The 18,052-nt window shown below is 69.5% G+C and carries 19 protein-coding genes; 11 read left to right on the top strand and 8 right to left on the bottom strand.

Going from position 1 to position 18,052, the window contains the following annotated elements; translation table 11 throughout:
• From MEICH_RS25680 to MEICH_RS0116485, 3 genes are all read right to left on the bottom strand, one after another.
• On the bottom strand, positions 1-294 hold a 294-nt coding region (locus tag MEICH_RS25680; protein ID WP_036219598.1), incomplete at its 3' end, for a biotin/lipoyl-containing protein.
• Between the two features lie 96 nt (positions 295-390).
• Positions 391-3,114 carry a 2-oxoglutarate dehydrogenase E1 component gene (locus MEICH_RS0116480; protein WP_027893502.1) on the bottom strand — a complete coding sequence of 908 codons (2,724 nt, stop codon included), beginning with the start codon at positions 3,112-3,114 and terminating at the stop codon, positions 391-393.
• 116 nt (positions 3,115-3,230) lie between these two features.
• Positions 3,231-3,521: a 4a-hydroxytetrahydrobiopterin dehydratase gene (locus MEICH_RS0116485; RefSeq protein WP_027893503.1), complete on the bottom strand. Its 291-nt coding sequence runs from the start codon at positions 3,519-3,521 to the stop codon at positions 3,231-3,233.
• Between the two features lie 323 nt (positions 3,522-3,844).
• Here MEICH_RS0116485 and rplM point away from each other — a divergent pair, with 323 nt between their 5' ends.
• From rplM to MEICH_RS0116500, 3 genes are all read left to right on the top strand, one after another.
• Positions 3,845-4,303 carry a 50S ribosomal protein L13 gene (gene rplM / locus MEICH_RS0116490; RefSeq protein WP_051304293.1) on the top strand — a complete coding sequence of 153 codons (459 nt, stop codon included), beginning with the start codon at positions 3,845-3,847 and terminating at the stop codon, positions 4,301-4,303.
• Positions 4,303-4,689: a 30S ribosomal protein S9 gene (rpsI, locus tag MEICH_RS0116495; protein ID WP_027893505.1), complete on the top strand. Its 387-nt coding sequence runs from the start codon at positions 4,303-4,305 to the stop codon at positions 4,687-4,689. Before rplM ends, rpsI begins: the two co-directional genes overlap by 1 nt.
• A 296-nt stretch (positions 4,690-4,985) precedes the next feature.
• Positions 4,986-5,483 carry a hypothetical protein gene (locus MEICH_RS0116500; protein WP_027893506.1) on the top strand — a complete coding sequence of 166 codons (498 nt, stop codon included), beginning with the start codon at positions 4,986-4,988 and terminating at the stop codon, positions 5,481-5,483.
• On the opposite strand, the gene MEICH_RS0116505 is transcribed toward MEICH_RS0116500, so the two are convergent.
• The 5 genes from MEICH_RS0116505 to MEICH_RS30270 form a co-directional block, all read right to left on the bottom strand.
• On the bottom strand, positions 5,476-6,207 hold the full coding sequence (locus MEICH_RS0116505; protein WP_027893507.1) for a hypothetical protein: 732 nt from the start codon (positions 6,205-6,207) through the stop codon (positions 5,476-5,478). The two genes, MEICH_RS0116500 and MEICH_RS0116505, sit on opposite strands and share 8 nt — an antisense overlap.
• Positions 6,208-6,281: 74 nt before the next feature.
• The gene (locus MEICH_RS0116510; RefSeq protein WP_027893508.1) at positions 6,282-6,854 is read right to left on the bottom strand and encodes a hypothetical protein; all 573 of its coding nucleotides are present in this window, start codon (positions 6,852-6,854) and stop codon (positions 6,282-6,284) included.
• Positions 6,855-6,864: 10 nt separating this feature from the next.
• Positions 6,865-8,187, bottom strand: coding sequence for a hypothetical protein (locus MEICH_RS0116515; RefSeq protein ID WP_027893509.1), 1,323 nt, complete (start codon positions 8,185-8,187; stop codon positions 6,865-6,867).
• Positions 8,188-8,258: 71 nt separating this feature from the next.
• Positions 8,259-8,711, bottom strand: coding sequence for a hypothetical protein (locus MEICH_RS0116520; protein ID WP_027893510.1), 453 nt, complete (start codon positions 8,709-8,711; stop codon positions 8,259-8,261).
• A 51-nt stretch (positions 8,712-8,762) separates the two neighbouring features.
• The gene (locus MEICH_RS30270; RefSeq protein WP_027893511.1) at positions 8,763-11,987 is read right to left on the bottom strand and encodes a UvrD-helicase domain-containing protein; all 3,225 of its coding nucleotides are present in this window, start codon (positions 11,985-11,987) and stop codon (positions 8,763-8,765) included.
• A gap of 86 nt (positions 11,988-12,073) precedes the next feature.
• Here MEICH_RS30270 and MEICH_RS0116530 point away from each other — a divergent pair, with 86 nt between their 5' ends.
• The 8 genes from MEICH_RS0116530 to MEICH_RS25695 all read left to right on the top strand — a co-directional run.
• A complete protein-coding gene (locus MEICH_RS0116530; protein ID WP_027893512.1) occupies positions 12,074-12,475 on the top strand; it encodes a hypothetical protein in 402 nt (133 codons plus the stop codon).
• Between the two features lie 84 nt (positions 12,476-12,559).
• Entirely contained in the window at positions 12,560-13,954 is a 1,395-nt protein-coding gene (locus MEICH_RS0116535) for a phosphohexomutase domain-containing protein (protein ID WP_027893513.1), read from the top strand.
• Positions 13,955-14,033: 79 nt separating this feature from the next.
• Positions 14,034-14,543 carry a hypothetical protein gene (locus tag MEICH_RS25685; protein ID WP_036219599.1) on the top strand — a complete coding sequence of 170 codons (510 nt, stop codon included), beginning with the start codon at positions 14,034-14,036 and terminating at the stop codon, positions 14,541-14,543.
• Complete coding sequence (locus MEICH_RS25690; RefSeq protein WP_051304294.1) at positions 14,533-15,024, top strand: hypothetical protein; 492 nt, start codon at positions 14,533-14,535, stop codon at positions 15,022-15,024. Before MEICH_RS25685 ends, MEICH_RS25690 begins: the two co-directional genes overlap by 11 nt.
• A gap of 115 nt (positions 15,025-15,139) precedes the next feature.
• On the top strand, positions 15,140-15,421 hold the full coding sequence (locus MEICH_RS0116550; RefSeq protein WP_027893514.1) for a hypothetical protein: 282 nt from the start codon (positions 15,140-15,142) through the stop codon (positions 15,419-15,421).
• Positions 15,422-16,207: a nitroreductase family protein gene (locus tag MEICH_RS0116555; RefSeq protein ID WP_027893515.1), complete on the top strand. Its 786-nt coding sequence runs from the start codon at positions 15,422-15,424 to the stop codon at positions 16,205-16,207.
• 69 nt (positions 16,208-16,276) lie between these two features.
• Positions 16,277-17,311, top strand: coding sequence for a type III polyketide synthase (locus tag MEICH_RS0116560; RefSeq protein ID WP_027893516.1), 1,035 nt, complete (start codon positions 16,277-16,279; stop codon positions 17,309-17,311).
• On the top strand, positions 17,311-18,052 hold a 742-nt coding region (locus MEICH_RS25695), incomplete at its 3' end, for an isoprenylcysteine carboxyl methyltransferase family protein (RefSeq protein WP_084542393.1). The genes MEICH_RS0116560 and MEICH_RS25695, both read left to right, overlap by 1 nt.

Consider the following 18,052-nt stretch of genomic DNA (forward strand, 5'->3'; position numbering starts at 1 on the left):
GGGCTGCGGCTGGGCCGGGGCGGGCTGCGCCGCGGCCTCGGGCTTGGCGGCCGGGGCGGCGCCCTCCTCGAGCATCGCCACCACGTCGCCCACCTTGGCCATGCCGGAGGGCACCAGGATCTTGCCGAGCACGCCGCTGACGGGTGAGGGCAGCTCGAGCGTCGCCTTGTCGGTGACGAGTTCGACCAGCGGCTCGTCGGCCTTCACGGCGTCGCCTTCCTTCTTGAGCCACTGCCCGATCTCCACTTCGGTAATGGATTCGCCCACGGCGGGCACCTTGAGTTCTACGGCCATGGTAAGTCCTCCTAAAACTTCGTTAGTTTATCGCTGATCGCCCCGAGCCATCTCGCCGGACGGGATAAACCCCGGCCGGGGCCGGGGTCGCGGGGCTCAGAGGCCGAGGGCCTGACTGACCAACTGCTCCTGCTCGCGCTTGTGCACCTTCGACGAGCCCACCGCCGGGCTGCTCGACTCGGCGCGGGCGACGGCCTCGAAGGGGTGCCCGTAGATGACGTGACCGAAGCGGGCCCGCAGGAACCACCAAGCGCCCATGTTGGCCGGCTCCTCCTGCACCCAGTACACCGGCACCTTCTTGCTGAAAGGCTCGAGCGCCGCCGCGAGTTCTTCTTCGGGGAAGGGGTAGAACTGCTCGAGGCGCACCACCGCCACGTCGGTCTTGCCGGCGGCCTTGCGGGCGGCCTCGAGGTCGTAGAAGACCTTGCCCGAGCACAGCAGGACGCGCGAAACCTTCTTGGGGTCGGCGCCGGTGAGGTCGGGGAGCACCCGGCGGAAGCGACCCTGGGTGAGGTCCTCGAGCGGGGAGACGGTCTCGGGATTGCGCAGCAGGCTCTTGGGCGTCATCACGACGAGCGGCTTGCGCCACGGGCGCTTGACCTGGCGGCGCAGCAGGTGGAAGTACTGCGCGGGGGTGGAGGGGTAGGTCACCTGCATGTTGTCGGTGGCGCACAGTTGCAAGAAGCGCTCGAGGCGGGCCGAGGAGTGCTCGGGGCCGCCGCCCTCCATGCCGTGGGGCAGCAGCATCACCAGCCCCGACAGCCGGCTCCACTTGGCCTCGGCCGAGGCGATGAACTGGTCGATGATGACCTGGGCGGTGTTGACGAAGTCGCCGTACTGGGCCTCCCAGATCACCAGGCCCTCGGGGGTGTCGAGGCTGTAGCCGTACTCGAAGCCCAGGACGCCGGCCTCGGAGAGGGCCGAGTTGTAGAGCTCGACCGGGGCCTGCCCCTCCACGAGGTGCTGGGCGGGGATGTAGCGGTTGCCGTTGAGCACGTCGGTGTAGCCGCCGTGACGCTGGGTGAAGGTGCCGCGCACCACGTCCTGGCCGCTCATGCGCACCCGGTGCCCCTCGGCGGCGAGGCTGGCGAAGGCCAGCGCTTCGGCGGCCGCCCAGTCGAGGGGGCGCTTGCCCTCGCCCATCTCGGCGCGGCCCTGCACGAAGCGGCCCAGCTTGGGGTGGAGGTTGAAGTCGGCCGGGAGGGTGGTCAGGCCCTTCATCAGCTCGCGCAGGCGCTCCAGGGGAACGCCGGTGTCGACGTCGGGGGTGCCGTTCTCCGGGCCGCCGTGGTAGCCGTTCCAGATGCCCCCGCCCGCCGGGGGCCGGGTGGTGGTGGTGGCGCTGCGCACCTCGGTGAAGGCCGCGTCGAGCTTGTGCTGGTACTCCTGGGCCAGGGCGTCGGCCTCGGCGCGGCCGAGGATCCCGGCGGCCTCGAGGCGCGGGAAGTAGCTCTGGTAGGTGGGGGGCTTGCTCGAGATGATCTTGTACATCTCGGGCTGGGTGAAGGCGGGCTCGTCGGTCTCGTTGTGGCCGCGGCGGCGGAAGCCCACGAGGTCGATGAACACGTCGCGCTTGAAGGCGGCGCGGAACTCCATCGCCATCACCACGGCCGCGAAGACCGCGCTGGGGTCCTCGCCGTTGACGTGGAAGATGGGGCTCTCGATCATCTTGGCGATCTCGGTGGAGTAGCGCCCGGCGGTGTAGTCGGTGGGGTCGGTGGTGAAGCCGACCTGGTTGTTGAGGATCACGTGCAGCGCCCCGCCCACGGTGTAGGCCTTGAGCCCGGAGATGTTGAGCGTCTCCTGCACGATGCCCTCGCCGATGAACGCGGCGTCGCCGTGGACGACGAGCAGCAGGCCCTTCCTGCGCTCGAGGTCGCCGAAGCGGTCCTGCTTGGCCCGCAGGCGGCCCATCGCCACCGCGCCCACGAACTCCAGGTGCGAGGGGTTGAAGTTGAGCGAGATGTGCAGCTTGCCCGCGGGGGTCTCGACGTCGTTGGAGTAGCCCAGGTGGTACTTCACGTCGCCGTGGTAGCCATCGGGGAACTGCTCCTCGAACTCGAGGAAGATGTCGTGCAGCGGCTTGCCCACGATGTTGGCGAGCACGTTGAGGCGGCCGCGGTGGGCCATGCCCATCACCACCTCGGTCACCCCCTGCCGCGCGGCCTGCTCCACGGCGAGGTCGAGCAGGGCGATGATGGCCTCCGAGCCCTCGGTGGAGAAGGTCTTGGCGCCGAGGTACTTCTTCTGCAGGAACTCCTCGAACAGCGTCGCCTGCATCAGGCGCTCGTAGATGCGCTTCTGGGTGGCGGCGTCGGGCTGGGGGAAGGCCCCGTCCTCGATGCGGGCCTCGATCCAGCGGCGCACCTCGGGGTCGTCGAGGTGGCCGATCTCGATGCCCATGCTGCCGGTGTAGCGCTCGCGCAGGCGCTGGACGGCTTCGCCCAGGGTGGCAGCCCCCGAGACCAGGCCGGGCGGGATGGGGCGCTCGAGGTCGGCGGCGCTCAGGCCGTGGTAGCTGGGCTCGAGCTCGGGCACCGGCGGGCGCGGGCGCCCGAGCGGGTCGATCCGGGCGGCCAGGTGGCCCCGCTCGCGGTAGGCCGAGATCAGCCGGGTGGCCCTGAGCAGGAAGTCGGCCAGGTCAGCGGGCAGCACCGCTGAGCCGGGCGCGGCGGCTAAGCCGTTGCCCAGCCTCCCGTCGGCGAGGGTCCCGGCGAAATAACCCTGCCACTCCGGGCTGACGCTGGAAGGGTTCTGCTGGTAGTCGCGGAAAAGGGCCTCGAGGTAGGCCAGGTTGGCACTGTCCACCGCTTGCTCCATACATTCACCAATCGAAAAGTTTACTCCCTTTTTCGTAAGTGCAGGGTGAACGGCGGCGGTTTGGGTGTAAATACACCCTCACTCCCGACCCCGCCTCCGCACCCGCACTTGTGGCTTCAAGCGAACTTAGTGTACACCGCGTCAGCGGCTTTGGCGGCCTCGAGGTCGAGCGCGGTGATGCCCCCTTTCGAGTGGGTCACGTAGGCCACCTGCACCTTCTTCCACCCGATGCCCAGCAGGTCGGGGTGGTGGTCCCTCTTCTCCGCCATCAGGGCTACCCGGAAGGCAAAAGCTGCCCCGTCGGCATAGCTCGCAAAGGCGTAGGTCTTCTCGAGCCTCCCCCCCACCACCGCCCACCCGGGCAGCGTCACGAGGGCCTGGGTGATCTCCTCTTCGCCGAGTTTCATGCCCCTCGAGTCTAGCCCCCAAGCCCGGTGAGCTGTGTGACGGCGGTACAGGCGGGCGGGAATCCGTCAGCCATCAGCCGAAGGCTCGTGGGGACCCCTCCCCGCCGGCGTCGAGGGTCTAGGGCGTTTGGCGTCTTGCGTTTGGCGTTTGGCGTACGACGTAGGACGTACGACGCCGGGCGCGGGTCGTATGTCCTGCGCCCGCCACCAACGTTCGCCGCCCGCTCTTTACCCGGACGAAAGCCCTATGCTATATTGCTCGTTGGCGTTCTTTGCGGAAGGCCCCCGATCCTTTTGCCAAAGAACAAATCCCAAACCCGCTGATGGTAGGCAGCGGGATCAGGAGCACCCAAGTGTTTAAGACTTACGTTCCCGAAGAGCGCGAACCCGGCTGGGTCGTGGTGGATGCCGAGGGCCAGACCCTGGGCCGCCTGGCTACGCAGATCGCTCGAGTGCTGCGCGGCAAGCACAAGCCCGATTGGACCCCCAACATGGCCACCGGCGACATCGTGGTGGTGATCAACGCCGCCAAGGTGCGCCTGACTGGCAGCAAGCCCCACACCAAGGTCTACACCCACTACACCGGCTACCAGGGCGGCCTCAAGAAGGTCGTGGCCGCCGACATGCTGGCCCACAAGCCCGAGAAGGCCATCGAGCGGGCGGTCAAGGGCATGCTGCCCAAGGGCCCCCTGGGCTACCGCATGTTCCGCCGCCTCAAGGTCTACGCGGGCCCGACCCACCCCCACCAGGCCCAGAAGCCCACCAAGCTGGAGGTCAAGTAATGGAGCAGTACTACGGCACCGGCCGTCGTAAAACCAGCGTGGCGCGGGTCTTTCTGCGCCCCGGCAAAGGCAAGGTCACCGTCAACGGCCTCGAGTTCCAGGACTACTTCGGCAACCTGGTGAAGGCCGTCTCGGCCCTCGAGCCCCTGCGCGCCGTCGACGCCACCAACCGCTTCGACGCCTACATCACCGTCGAGGGCGGCGGCAAGAGCGGCCAGGTCGACGCCATCAAGCTCGGCATCGCCCGCGCCCTCGTCACCTACAACGCCGACTTGCGCACCAAGCTCAAGCCCCAGGGCTTCCTCACCCGCGACTCCCGCGAGGTCGAGCGCAAGAAGTACGGCAAGCACAAGGCCCGCCGCGCTCCCCAGTACTCCAAGCGTTAAGCGCCTCGGAACTTCGGAACCCTCCCTTTCTCGGGGAGGGTTTTTCGGTTGGGGGCGGTGACTGATGGCTGAACGCCGATGGTCGATGGTCGATAGCTGATAGCCGATAGCCGGGCGCGGGTCGCGGGTCGTATGTCCTACGTCCTACGCCGTACGCAAGACGCAAGACGCCCTGGTCCCCGGCCCTGGACCCTCGACCCTCGACGGCGGCGGGGAGGGGTAACCACATACCACGGGCCTTTCGCTTTCCGCTGACCGCTCCCACCCCCACCCCCGGCGCGATAAACTCAGGACCGATGAAAACCGTCCGCAGCCGCAAGGCGCCCACGGCCTACGTGGTCGGGGCGAGTTACGTGGTTTTCGCCCTTTTCTTGTTCTGGAGTCTGATCGCGGGGTACTGGCAGGGAGTGGACCCCTTCTGGGCGGCGTTCGTGGTCGGGCTGGCGATGGTGTTCTACCTGTTGCGGGTGGGGCTCGAGCTGCTCTTCTTCGACCGGGTGGAGGTGACCCCTGATCGGCTCACCCAGCGCAGGCTGCTGGGGGCGCAGCACACCGACCTGCGGCAGCCCAACCTGGCCGACCTGAGCCGCGACCTCAACGGCAACCGCTACCTGGTGCTCGCCCGCGTGGGCGACAAGCTCCCCCTGACCGCGGTCAACCTGCGCTACCTGGGCAACGCCCGCGAGGTGGGGCAGGCCATCCTCGAGGCCGTGCGGCGCCACAACCCCGAGCTGGTGATCGGCCCGAAGCTGGTGCAGCGCCTCGGGGAGCCGCCCTACAAGGTCTTCAACTGACCGCGAAGGCGTCCGGGGGAAGCGCGAAGCCCAGCGCCTCGAGGATCACCGAGAGGTGGAAGCGCTGCAGCTCCTCGGGGCCGATGTACTGGCCGATGAGGCGGTAGGCCTCCTTGGGCACGGGCTGCAGGGCCAGCAGGGTGTGGTAGGGCTGGAGGAGCTCGAGCGGCAGCGGCCCCCCGGTGTAGAGGATCAGGTCGGAGTGGCGGGCCAGGGGCTCGGCCCGCTCGAGGCCCACCACCACGTCGCCGCGCTGGGGCGAGGGGATGCGGGCCATGAAGGCGTCGCCCTCGGGGAAGCTGGGGGCCACCAGGGCGACGCGGGCCACGCTCCGCAGCCCCCCGCTGAGCTCGGGGCGCAGCGGGCCCAGCCACAGCACCCGGTCGCCGAAGGCGTAGCGGTGGAGCAGGTTGGCGAGCGCGACCCCCTCGAGGAAGTACCCCCGCAGCCGCGTGCCCTCGGGCACCACCAGGTCCACCCGCCCGGCCTCGCGCGCCTCGGGCTCGAGCGCCCCTACCAGTTTGAGCGCGTCCAGGCGAAGTTGGGGGTCTTCCAACACTGCCCCAGCGAAGCCCAGCGGCACCAGCCCCGCCAGCGCCGCCACCAGGCCGCTCCCCACCTCCGCCGCGTAGGCGTGCAAGGGCAGCTTGTGGCCGACGGTGGCGGTGAGCAAGGGCGACAGGAGCTGGCTCGAACGCTGATGCAGCACGACCAGGGGTTTCACGGAAGGCCAGTGTATTCCTTCGTGCGGGGTCTGCCTAGGGCGCTTTGCGCGTGCCGGGGTGCGCCGGGCGCGGCTCAATCCGGGATGGCCTCGAACAACCGCCCGGAGAGGCTCACGTCGGCCTGCTCCAGGGTGTAGTTCACGGTATCCCCCGTCAGGCGCACCGCCAGCCCTACGCGGAAGTCGCCGCCTTTGAGCAGGCTAAAAGCCGGGTCGGCCTCGCCGAGGATGGCCTCGAGGTCGAGCGGCTTCTCCTCGCCCGGGTTCAGGGCGACCGAGCCGGCGAGGACCGTGTAATCCCCGCTGCCGTCGTAGATCACGCCGTCGCCCGGGGGGGCCACGTGGACCTCCAGGCTCACGCTGGCCGCGACGCTGCCGGTGTTTTTCAGGCTCAGGCGCGTCCGGAGCCTGGCCCTTTCCAGGATGTCGAGCTTGGGGAGTTTGAGGGCGAGGCCGTCCGGGTCGTTGCCGTAGGTGCCGTCCCCGTCGTCGTCGGGGAGGAAGAGGGTGGCGGTGGTGAGGTTGAGCTGCCCGCTGCGGTAGACGTCGGGAACGTACGTGTCTACCCTCACCCGCACCGTGGTGAGGGTGTGGCCGCTGCAGGCGGCCAGCGCGAGCGCCAGGAAAAGGATCAGGATACGCTTCATGGTCGTGCTCCTAGAAGCCAACGCTCAGGGCCAGGCCGTAGACGGTTCCCCTGACGACGGGGGCCTGATGGACCGTGAGGGCCGTGTCCAGGCTGAAGCCCTCGAGCCGCACCCCTCCCCCCAGCCCGAACTTGAAACCCCCCTCGAGGCCCGCCCCGGCCCGCAGCCGGTAGGGCCCTACGGCGTATTCGGCCCCCAGGTGAAAGCTGCTGTCGGCCGAGGAGAAGTCGGCCCCTATGAGGAGGCTCCCGCCCTCCAGGGGAAGCCGGTAAGCCCCGTTGAGGAATACGGCCGGGGTGAAGCCCGCGCTCTGGCGCACCGCCGGCGCCTCGCTCGAGCTCCCGTTCTGCACGGTGACCTCGGTGCCCGACCAGCGGGTGAAGCCCACCAGGTTGCGCACCCCCAGGCCGAAGGTGAAGCCCTGGTAGTCCACCACCACCCCGGCGTCGGCGCGGACCCCGAAGCCCGTGCCGTTGCCGGGCACGCTGTAGAAGTAGCGCACCTCGTACTCGGTGCCGTTGGGGTTGCCGTCCTGGTCAAAGGTGGGCCGGGCCGTGGCCTGGGCCTCGAGGTAGCCCAGGCCGTAGAAGCCCTCCCCGCGCACCCCGGCGTAGACCTTCCCCTCGAAGCCGGGGATCTCCGGCAGGGGGGTGGCGTAGGCGAGGTTGAGCCCCACCCCGCCCATGGCGCTGGTGCGGCCGACGAGGGCGCAGGGCGAGGGGTCGGCGCTCCGGCAGCGGGCGAGGTCCCCGCTCCGCATGGCCTGCTCGAGGTCCTGGCTCGCCTCCACGCTGAGGCCGCCGAGGCCGAGGACGAGGGTGAACTCGAGCCCCAGCCCCGGCACGCCGGTCGACAGGGGGACGCGCAAAAGCGCGGGAGGGGTCAGCGCCGAAGCCATCCGGCCCCCACCCCCCACGCTGAAGTCGAGGTTGAGGGGGTTGCCCTGGCCGTCGGTGATGGTGATCTCGTCCTTCCCGATGGAGAAAACCACCTCGTCCGGGCTGCGCGCGGGGTTGAAGAGGAAAGAGTCGAGGTGGGTGAGCTGGTCGTAGAAGCTGAGGGCGTCGAAGCGCTCTTTGAAGGTCTGGCGGTCGTAGAAGTAGCCCGGGGCGTTGGTCTCGGGGAACAGGGGGAGGACCAGCCGCAGGAGGCCCAGCGGCAGGCGGAACCCCTCCCCCTCCGCGTAGGTGGAGGGGTACACGGCGTAAGCCGGGTTGTACGGTGCGGCCCCGGGTCCCGGCAGGATCAGCCCGCCTAAGCCCTGCTGGCGCACGCCCTGCGCCGCGGCCATCGCCGAACCGATCGCCAGAAGGAGCAAGATCCATCTTTTCATGGGGTCTCCCTTAAAGGGATTCTACAAAACACCGCGCCCTCACCGGCGAAGCATTAACCCAGGCGGCTCGTTCAGACGATGCGCAGGTGCGCCACGAAGCCCACGCGGAAGAGCGTGAAGGTGTCGGTGCCCAGGAAGTGGGCGACCTCGAGGTAGGGCCGGTAGCCCCGGTCGGGGAACTGCACCCCCGCGCTCACGAAGCCGTACCAGGTGCGCCCCAGCGCGAAGGTGATCTCGCCGTCACCCCCGCGCACCGTGATCCCCGCGCCTATGCCGCCGCCGACGTAGGGGCGCACGATCAGCTCGATGGGCAGCACGTAGATGACCTCGGCGGTGAGGATGAGCCCGTTGGGGCCGCCCACCACCAGGTTGGCGCGCGCGTCGAGGGGCGAGCCGTCGAGGTAGATGCCCAGGTTGCCCACGAAGTTGCCGTAGGGGCCGTTGCGCACCCCCACGCCGAAGTCGAGCCCGCTGGCGAAGGAAATGCCGCAAAACACCGCCAATGCCGTCAACCATCTGCGCATAATCCACTCCCCCGCGCGTTCTCAGGGGGTGGCCCCAGGAGAACGATTGGCTCAGTCTATACGCTCGAGGCCCGCGAACTGAACCGCCAATTTCTTTAACCCGACGCCAGGGAAGTGCACGGTGACCTCGGCGCCGAGCGCGGCCACCACGGTCCCCTGGCCGAAGCGCGGGTGGCGCACCTTCTCCCCGCCCTTGAACACGCTCAGCGGCTTCTTCTCCTCCGGCGCCCTGGCCGGGCGGATCACCACCGCCGGGCCGCCGCTGCCGAAGGCCGAGACCTCCTCGAGCAGCTCCGCGGGCACGTCGGCGAGGAAGCGGCTCTCGCGGGTGTACTCGCGCTTGCCGTAGACCTCGCGCTCCTCGGCGTAGCTCAGGTAGAGCGTCTCCTGGGCCCGGGTGATGCCCACGTAGAACAGCCGGCGCTCCTCCTCCATGTCCTCGAGGCGGCTCTGGCTGTTGCGGTGGGGCAGCAGGTTCTCCTCCACGCCCACCAGGAAGACCACCGGGAACTCCAGGCCCTTGGCGTTGTGCAACGTCATGAGCGTGACCTGGTCCTGCGGGGCGTCGGGGTCCTCGAGCTTGCCGTCCTGCACGCGCTTGGCCGGCTCCTCGGCCGAGGCGGTGAGGGCGATGGTGTCGAGGAAGTCGGCCAGGGTGCCGCCCACCTCCTCCTCCCAGTCGCCCGCCGCGCGCAGCAACTCCTCGACGTTGGCGATGCGGTCCTCCCCGTCGGGCTCGGCGCGGAGGGTCTCGAGGTAGCCGGTCTCGTCGAGCACGCGCTTGAGGAAGTCGCGGGGGCCGGTGTCGTAGGCGGCCTCGATCAGCTCGTCCACCAGCTTGACGAAGGCCTCGACCTGCTGGGGCCGGCTCACCACGTCCTTGGCGTGGCGAAAGGCCTCGAGCGCCGAGATCCCCTGCCGCTGGGCGTGCTCGAGCAGCTTGCCCACCGTGCTCGCCCCGATGCCGCGCGGGGGGGTGTTGACGATGCGGCGCAGGGAGAGCGCGTCGAGGGGGTTGACGGCCACGCGGGCATAAGCCAGCAGGTCCTTCACCTCGCGGCGCTCGTAGAAGCCCACCGCCCCCACCAGCTTGGCGGGGATGCCCGCGCGGCGCAGGTGCTCCTCGAGCACCCGCGACTGCGCGTTGGTGCGGTAGAGCACCGCGATCTGGCCGAAGTTGCCGCGCTTGGCGATCTCGCGAGCCACGAAGGCGGCCTCCTCGCGGGCGCTGGGGGCGCGGAAGAGCCTGACCTTATCGCCCCCGCCCTTCACCGGGCGCAACGTCTTCTCCAGCCGCGCGGTGTTCTTCTCGATGACCGCGTTGGCCACGCTGAGGATGGCGGCGGTGGAGCGGTAGTTGGCCTCGAGGCGGAAGACCTTGGCGCCGGGGTAGTCCTTGGTGAAGCTCAAAATGTTGTTGATGTCGGCGTTGCGGAAGCCGTAGATCGAGTTGTGCACCAGCACGCCGTCGGCCAGGTAGGTGTGGTGGGTGTCGAGCTCGAGGTCGTAGACCGGGCCGTCGTAGTCGGCCTGTTCCACCGCCTCGACGGCGGCCTCCCGCAGGGCCCCGCTGTCGTCCTGCAACAAGACCTTCATGCCCGGGTGCAGGTGGGACAGCGGCATCAGGTGGTAGCTGCGGCCCCCGATCAGCATCTTCCGCACGATCTCCATCCCGCCCAGCCGGGCCACCGACTTCGCGAAGGCCAGGGCCTCGGGATAGCTCACCCGAGCGGTCTCGAGGCGGTAACCTCCCCTGCCGTTGGAACGCACCGCGAAGCCCGCCCTGCCCAGCCGCTCAGCCACGTCGGCCCGGACGGAGGACCACTGGACGCGGTGCAGCAGCTGCCCGCCGGGCCGCCGGTCGCCGTACATGGTGAGGTTGAGGCTCTGGCGGTTGAGGCCGTTCTGCGGGCGGTGGTGGGGGAACTCCGGGTGGAGCCACAGGTCCTTCATGAGCCGCCGGGCCCCCGTTTCGGTGTCGAGGTCCCGGTACAGGCGTTCGAACCAGGCCTCGTCCATCTTGAGGCCCCGCCCCTCCCCGTGGAACAAGACGGTGGGCAGGCCGTAGCGGGCGGCGAAGAGGGCTTCGTGGTAGCGGGCTTCCGCGTAGCTGGGGACCACCTTGAGCAGCCAGAGCTTGTCCCCCCGCTCCTGGTTGAGCCGGACCTTGAAGCCCAGCTCCTCGAGCCCCGCGTCGTTGGAGCGCAGGCTCTTGGTCAGGCCGACCCGGTAACCCCGGTCGTGCCGGTACATCAGGTAGACGAAGTAGCTGCCCGCCTCCGGCGCCATCCGGACCGGGACCAGGTGGTGCGGCGTGCCGCGGAGGGTGGCGCCCCCAGCCCGCACCCTCCACAAAGGCCCCCGGTAGCTCCCCCGCTTGACGTACCCGACCCGGGCCGGGGCCAGCCTGCCGTCGCCCGAGGCCGCCAGAACCTCGTGCCCGGCCTCGAGTTCCGCGATGGGGCGCAGCCCTTGCGGGGTGTGAACCAGGGTGTCCGGCGGCAGGCACTGGTCGGGGTCGCCCACGACCACCAGGTTGGGCCCCGGCCCGCCCGCCTCGAGCTGACCGGCCAGCAGCCGGGTGAGCTTGTACTGCACGGGGTTGGTGTCCTGGTACTCGTCCACGTGGATGAAGCGGGCCCGCTGCTGCACCTTGCGCAGGACGTCGGGCTGCTCCTCGAAGAGGCGGATCGCCAGGAGCAGCAGGTCGTTGAAGTCCACGGCGCCCTGGCCGCGCAGGGCCTTCTGGTAGAGCTGGAAGACCTCGGCGGCCTGCTCCTTGGGCACGCCTGCCACGAAGTCGGGGGCCTCGCGCAGGAACTCGCTCACCCCGCCCAGCCGGTTCTTGATGCGGTCGAGCACCGCCCTGAACTGCCCCGGCCGCGCCTCGATGCCCAGGTCCTTGAGGATCTCCTTGAGCAAGGTGCCCTGGTCGTCGTCGTCGTAGACCACGAAGCCCGACTTGAGCCCCACCCACTCCCCGTACACCCGCAGGATGCGCAAGGCGGCCGAGTGGAAGGTGGAGACCCAGAGGTCCTTGGCGTGTGGGCCCACCATCTTCTCCAGGCGCTCCTTCATCTCCCCGGCGGCCTTGTTGGTGAAGGTCACGGCCAGGATCTCGCCCGGGTAGACCCGGCGCTCGCGCAGCAGGTAGGCGATGCGGTGCACCACGGTGCGGGTCTTGCCCGAGCCGGCGCCCGCCACCACCAGCGCGGGGCCTTCGAAGTGCAGCACCGCCTGTTGTTGGGCTTCGTTGAGGGAGGAAAGCAAGTCCATAACAGCCCTCGAAGTGTACCACCTGCCCTCGAGGGCAAAGGTAAGGCGGTCAGCGCGCCCACAGCCCCCGAAGGTAGACTGACCCCATGCCCAGAACCCTGCCCCTGCTGCTCCTGCTCGGCCTGCTCGGCGGCTGCAACCTCTTCACCTTCCGGGTGAGCGTGGCCCCCCAGAAGCTCACCGTCACCCAGGGCGACCCCGAGGGCGCCACCGCGACCGTGGTGCTCGAGCGCGCCGCCGACTTCACCGCCCCCGTCGTCTGCTCCCTGCGCCCTGAAGCGGGCGGCACCCTGCCCAGCGGCCTCACCGCCACCTTCACCCCGCCCACCTTCGAGGGCCCGACCACGGCCGCCACGCTCCAGGTGACGGCGGCCGAGGCGCTCGACCCCCCTGTGAGCACGCTCGAGGCTCAGGTCTACTGCGAGTCGGGCTCGCTGTACAACTACGCCGACCTCACCCTCGTCATCGAGCCGAAGCCCGCCAGGTAAAAACGCGTTCTGCACGGCCTGCCGCCGAGGGCTGGCGGCTCACGGCTGATGGCTACGGCTTTCCGGCCTTAGAATGTCCGAGGTATGGCGAGTATCAAGTTCGGCACCGACGGATGGCGCGACGTTATCGGCGCGAATTTCACCTTCGACAACGTGGCGAAGGTGGCCCAGGCCTACGCGGATTACCTCAACTCCCAGGGCGCGAAACGGGTGGTGGTGGGCTACGATACCCGCTTCCAGGCGGGGAAATTCGCCGAGCGGGCGGCGCAGGTGCTGGCCGCCAACGGCCTCGAGGTGCTGCTGTCCAAGAGCCACGTGCCCACGCCGGTGCTCTCCTTCGCGGTGTGGCACCTCAAGGCCGACGGCGGGGTGATGATCACCGCCAGCCACAACCCCCCGGAGTACCTGGGCTTCAAGATCAAGGGCAGCTACGGCGGGGCGGCGGTGCCCGCCCTCGTCGCGGAGGTGGAGAAGAAGCTGGGGGCCGAGCCCCGGGCCTTCGACCCCGCCCGCCACAAGCTCGAGCGCTTCGACGTGCGCAAGCCCTACTACGACCACCTGATGGGCCTGCTCGACATGGACGCCCTGCGGGCCTACGAGGGCGTGCTCTACCACGACAGCATGGGCGGGGCCGGGGGCGGCTGGATCGCGGGCTTCGCCAAGCACGCCGGGCTCAAGCTCGAGGTGCGCGGCCTGCACGAAGTCCCCGACCCCATGTTCTACGGGGTCAACCCCGAGCCCATCCCCGCCAACCAGTTCACCGTCATGGCCGTGCTCAAGGCCGAGGAGGGCCGCACCTTCGCCGCCGTCACCGACGGCGACGCCGACCGCATCGGGGCGGTGCTGGCGGGCGGGGCCAACTTCAACAGCCACCAGATCTTCGCGGTGCTGCTCAAGCACCTCGCCCTGCGCCGGGGCCTGAAGGGCCGGGTGGTCAAGACCTTCTCGGTGTCGCGGGTGGTCGAGCTGCTGGCGAAGAAGCTGGGGGTCGAGGTCCAGACCACCCCCATCGGCTTCAAGTACATCACCGACGAGATGCTGAAAGGCGGCGTGCTCATCGGCGGGGAGGAGTCGGGCGGCATCGGGGTGGACATCCACCTGCCCGAGCGCGACGGGATCTTCAACGCGCTGCTGCTGCTCGAGGCGGTGGTGGGAAGCGGCAAGGGCCTGGGCGAGCAGTTCGCCGAGATCGAGGCCGAGGTGGGCTTCAAGCACAGCTACGACCGCCTCGACCTGCACCTGCCCAGCATGGAGCACATCCGCGCCGTGGTGGAGAAGGTCTCGAGCCCCCGGCCCGTCGCGGGGCAGAAGGTAGTGGGCACGGACACCCTCGACGGGGTGAAGTGGCTCTTCGAGGACGGGGGCTGGCTGCTCTTCCGGGCCTCGGGCACCGAGCCGGTGCTGCGGGTTTACTGCGAGATGCAGTCGCCCGAGCTCGTCAAGGCCGTCCTGGCTGAGGCGAAGAAGCTGGTTGGCTAGCCGTAAGCTCACGGCGTGCCCCCGACGGGTAGAAACAGGCGCGTCAGGAGGCCGCGCGGTCCCGGTATGCTCTAGAGGGATGAGCCTCGAGAGCTGGGAGCTTCTGAGCTACGTCGTCACGGTCATCGGGCTCCCCTTCGCCATCTACCTGTTCATCCACGAGCAGCGCAAGGAGCGCGACAACGAGGAGCAGGAGACCTACCAGCTCCTCTCCGACTCCTACACCGACTTCCTCAAGCTGGTGCTGGAAAACCCCGACCTCAAGCTGCGTTCCTCCGGGCGCACCGAGGGGCTGACGCCCGAACAGCGCGAGCGGATGCTGGTGCTCTTCGACATCCTGGTCTCGCTCTTCGAGCGCGCGTACCTGCTGGTCTACGAGCCCCGCATGAACCCCCAGCAGTTGCGCCGCTGGAACTCGTGGGAGGACTACATGCGCGAGTGGTGCCGCCGGGAGGACTTCCGCGACGCGCTGCCCGGCCTGCTCAGCGGGGAGGATTCCGACTTCGCCGATTACATCCGGCGGCTGGCCGGGGAGGAAGGCGCTAAGGCGGCGGCCTCGGCTAAAGTGGGTAAGCGAGATGGCCCGTAACTCCCCCTACCTGCGCGACTGGCGCCTGGCCGACCTCATCGCCGCCATCACCCTGATGGGCCGCTACCCCTACGCCAGCCTCAGGTGGCAGGAGTGGGAGTACCGCCTGGGTTCGCCGCGCAGCGCCGGCGACTGGCGCACGGTGTTCTACGAGCACCCCGAGTTCTTCCGCCTCTCCGACGAGGAGGAGGAGTGGGCGAGCCTGCGGCTGCGATACGGCCTCGACCGCACCTACAGCGTGCCCCTGCGCCGCGAGCTCTCGGCCGAGGAGCTGCGGGCCGCCGAGTCGAGCGAGGCGGCCTACAAGGACGTGACCCGCCGCCCCCTGAACCCCGACGAGATCGACGCCCTGGTCCGGACCGCCATCGACCTCCACGCCCGCACCATCGCCCACGAGCAGGAGCGGCGCTGGCTCACGCCGCTGCTGTGGAGCTTGCTGGGGACCATCGTAGGGATCGTGCTGCAGTCGGCGCTGCGCTAGAGGGGTTTGCCGCGACAAAAACATCCGCCAGCGAGGGCCGCTGCGTATCAAAGGGTGTGCGGTCTCCGTATCACAGCTTGCAGATGCGGTCGGCCGCGCCGGTATGCTTAGGCCGATGCACCCCGTACTGGCAGTGGCTTTCGGGCTCTACCTGCTCAATTTAGCCGTGGGGGTGGCCGCGCAGTTGCGGCTTGCCCGCTTCGGGGTGTGGCACCACGTGCTCTATTTCGGGGTCTTCGCCTCGGCGGTGGCCGCGCTGGTGCTGGCCCGGGAGGCCTGGCTGGGGCTCACCGTGGCCTGCCTGGCCTACTTCCCCCGGGCCCGGCCGCGCACCTGGCTCCACCCGGCGCTGGGGGCCGTCGGCCTGATCGGGTATCTGCTCGCAGTGGGGGTGTGAATGGAGTTTCTCGAGGTCATCCGCAAGCGCAAGACCACCAACGGCCCTTTCCTCGACCAGCCCGTGTCCAAGGAGCACCAGCACCTCCTGATGGAGGCGGCTTCGCGGGCCCCCAGCCACTTCAACTCCCAGCCCTGGCGCTTCGTGCTCGTCGAGAACAAGGCCATCATCCACCGCATCGCCGAGCTGGGGGGCAGCTCGATGGAGCGCCTCATCGCCGAGGGCCGCTTCTTCGAGCGCTACCGGCCCTACTTCCGCTTCAGCGAGAAGGAGATGGAGGAGCGGCGCGACGGCATCCTCATCGACCAGTTGCCGGGGCCGCTGCGGCCTTTCACCCGGCAGATCATGAGCCCCGGCGCGCTGGGGCTGCTGCGCACGCTGGGGGTGCCGCGCGTGCTGGGGGAGGACAACCGCAAGCTGGTGGCGGGCTCTCCCCTGCTGCTGGCGGCGCTGCTCGACAAGCAGGAGTACCGCCCGGGCGAGCTCTCGGGCTTCTACAGCGTCTTGGGGCTGGGGATGGCGATCGAGAACGTCTGGCTCACCACCGTCGAGCTGGGCATGGGCATCCAGTTCGTCAGCACGCCGATGGAGATCCCCGAGGCCTGGGAGGAGGTCAAGCGGGTCCTCGAGGTGCCCGACGACCTCGAGCTCATGGCGGTGTACCGGCTGGGCTACGTGCCCCCCGAGAGGCCCCGCCCCCGCATCGACTGGAAGTCCGACCACCGCAAGCGCCTGTCGCAGTTCGTCTTCCGCGACACCTGCCGCACCCCCGAGCCCGACCACTGATATGCATACCCCGCGCACAGCCCCCGGTCAGGACGCCCTCAGCCCGCGCGGCTACCTTCGGCAGGCACCATGAACCCGCGGATCCTGGGCCTCGCCACCGCCAACCCGCCCTACCGGGTGCGCCAGCCCGAAGCCAGGGAGCTGGCCCGGGCGCTGTTCTCGAGGCTCAGCGGGGTCGAGCGCCTGATCGGGGTCTTCGAGAACACCGGCATCGAGGCGCGCTACGTCTCTGCGCCGCTGGGGTGGTTCGCCCAGGAGCACAGCTTCGCCGAGAAGAACCGGCTGTGGCAGAGCGTGGCGCTCGAGCTCGCCGCTCAAGCCGGTCAGCGGGCGCTCGAACGCGCCGGGGTCGCGCCGGGGCAGGTGGGGGCGGTGGTGCTGGTGACCACCACGGGCATCGCCACGCCGAGCCTCGAGGCCCACCTGGTGCAGGAGTTGGGCATCCCGCTCTCGGCGGTGCGCCTGCCGATCTGGGGCCTGGGCTGCGCGGGCGGGGCGGCGGGGCTGGCCCGGGCTGCCGAGTTGGCCCGGCTGCGGCCGGAGGGCTACGTGCTGCTGGTGGCGGTGGAGCTGTGCAGCCTGACCTTCGTCCGCGACGACCTCTCCAAGGCCAACCTGGTCGCCACCAGCCTCTTCGCCGACGGCGCGGCGGCGGTGGTGCTGGGCCCGGGGGAGGGCCCGGAGGTGGTGGGGGGCTTCTCGAGGCTCCTGCCCGGCTCCTACGAGGTCATGGGCTGGGACGTGGTCGAGCCGGGCCTGCAGGTGCGCTTCGCCCAGAGCATCCCCCACCTGGTCGAGGGGGAGCTGGGCCGTTTGATTAAGGATGGATTAGCCGCCTACGGCCTGAGCGCCGAGGACGTGGGCGTTTGGGCCCTGCACCCCGGAGGAAGCAAGGTCCTGGCGGCCTACCGCCGGGCCCTGCGCGTCGACGAGCGCAGCTACGAGGCCTCCTGGTGCACGCTGCGCCACTACGGCAACATGTCGAGCCCGACGGTGCTCTTCGTTCTCGAGCGCCTGCTGGGCAGGGTGGAGACGGGGACCCGGGGGGTCCTGCTGGCGCTGGGCCCAGGCTTCGCCGCCGAGGGTGTAGTATTGCGTTGGTAATGCTCACCCTGGTCTTTTTAGCTGTCGGGATCGTGGTAATCCAACGGCTGCTCGAGCTGGCCCTGGCCTACCGCAACCTCAACTGGGCGCTCGAGCGCGGCGCGGGCGAGTACGGCCGCGAGCACTACCCCTACTTCTTCCTGCTGCACGGCCTGTGGCTGCTGGGCATCCTCTTCGAGGGGGGCACGCGCCAGAGCCTGAGCCCGCTGTGGCCCGTCTGGCTCGTGCTGTTCCTGGCCGCGCAGTACCTGCGCTACTGGACCATCCACACGCTGGGCCCCTTCTGGAACACCCGCATCCTCGTCATCCCCGGGGCGCCGCCCATCGAGACCGGCCCCTTCCGCTACCTGCGCCACCCCAACTACGTGGCGGTGGCGCTGGAGCTGCTGAGCCTGCCCCTGATCTTCAACGCCTGGGTCACCGCGCTGCTGGCCACGGTGTTCAACGCCGTGCTGCTGCTGGGGGTGCGCATCCCCCTCGAGGAGCAGTTGCTCGAGCAAAACCGCAGCTATAAGAGCAACGCCAACCCCACCCTCCACGACCTCACCCGCCCCTTCCCCGGCTCGGCCGTGGCCGACCGCCTGTTCATCCGCCTGTACCGCACGCCCCTGCCCAAGCTGGCCTATCAGCTCACGAGCGGCCTGCGCGCGCTGATGGCCGCTGCCAAGGACTTGGCGCGGCAGTTGCGCTCGCCCCGGCCCCGCCCGGCGGCCGCGCCCTCCACCCCCGGCCTCAACCTCC

It is taken from the genome of Calidithermus chliarophilus DSM 9957 (assembly GCF_000430045.1).
Taxonomy (GTDB): domain Bacteria; phylum Deinococcota; class Deinococci; order Deinococcales; family Thermaceae; genus Calidithermus; species Calidithermus chliarophilus.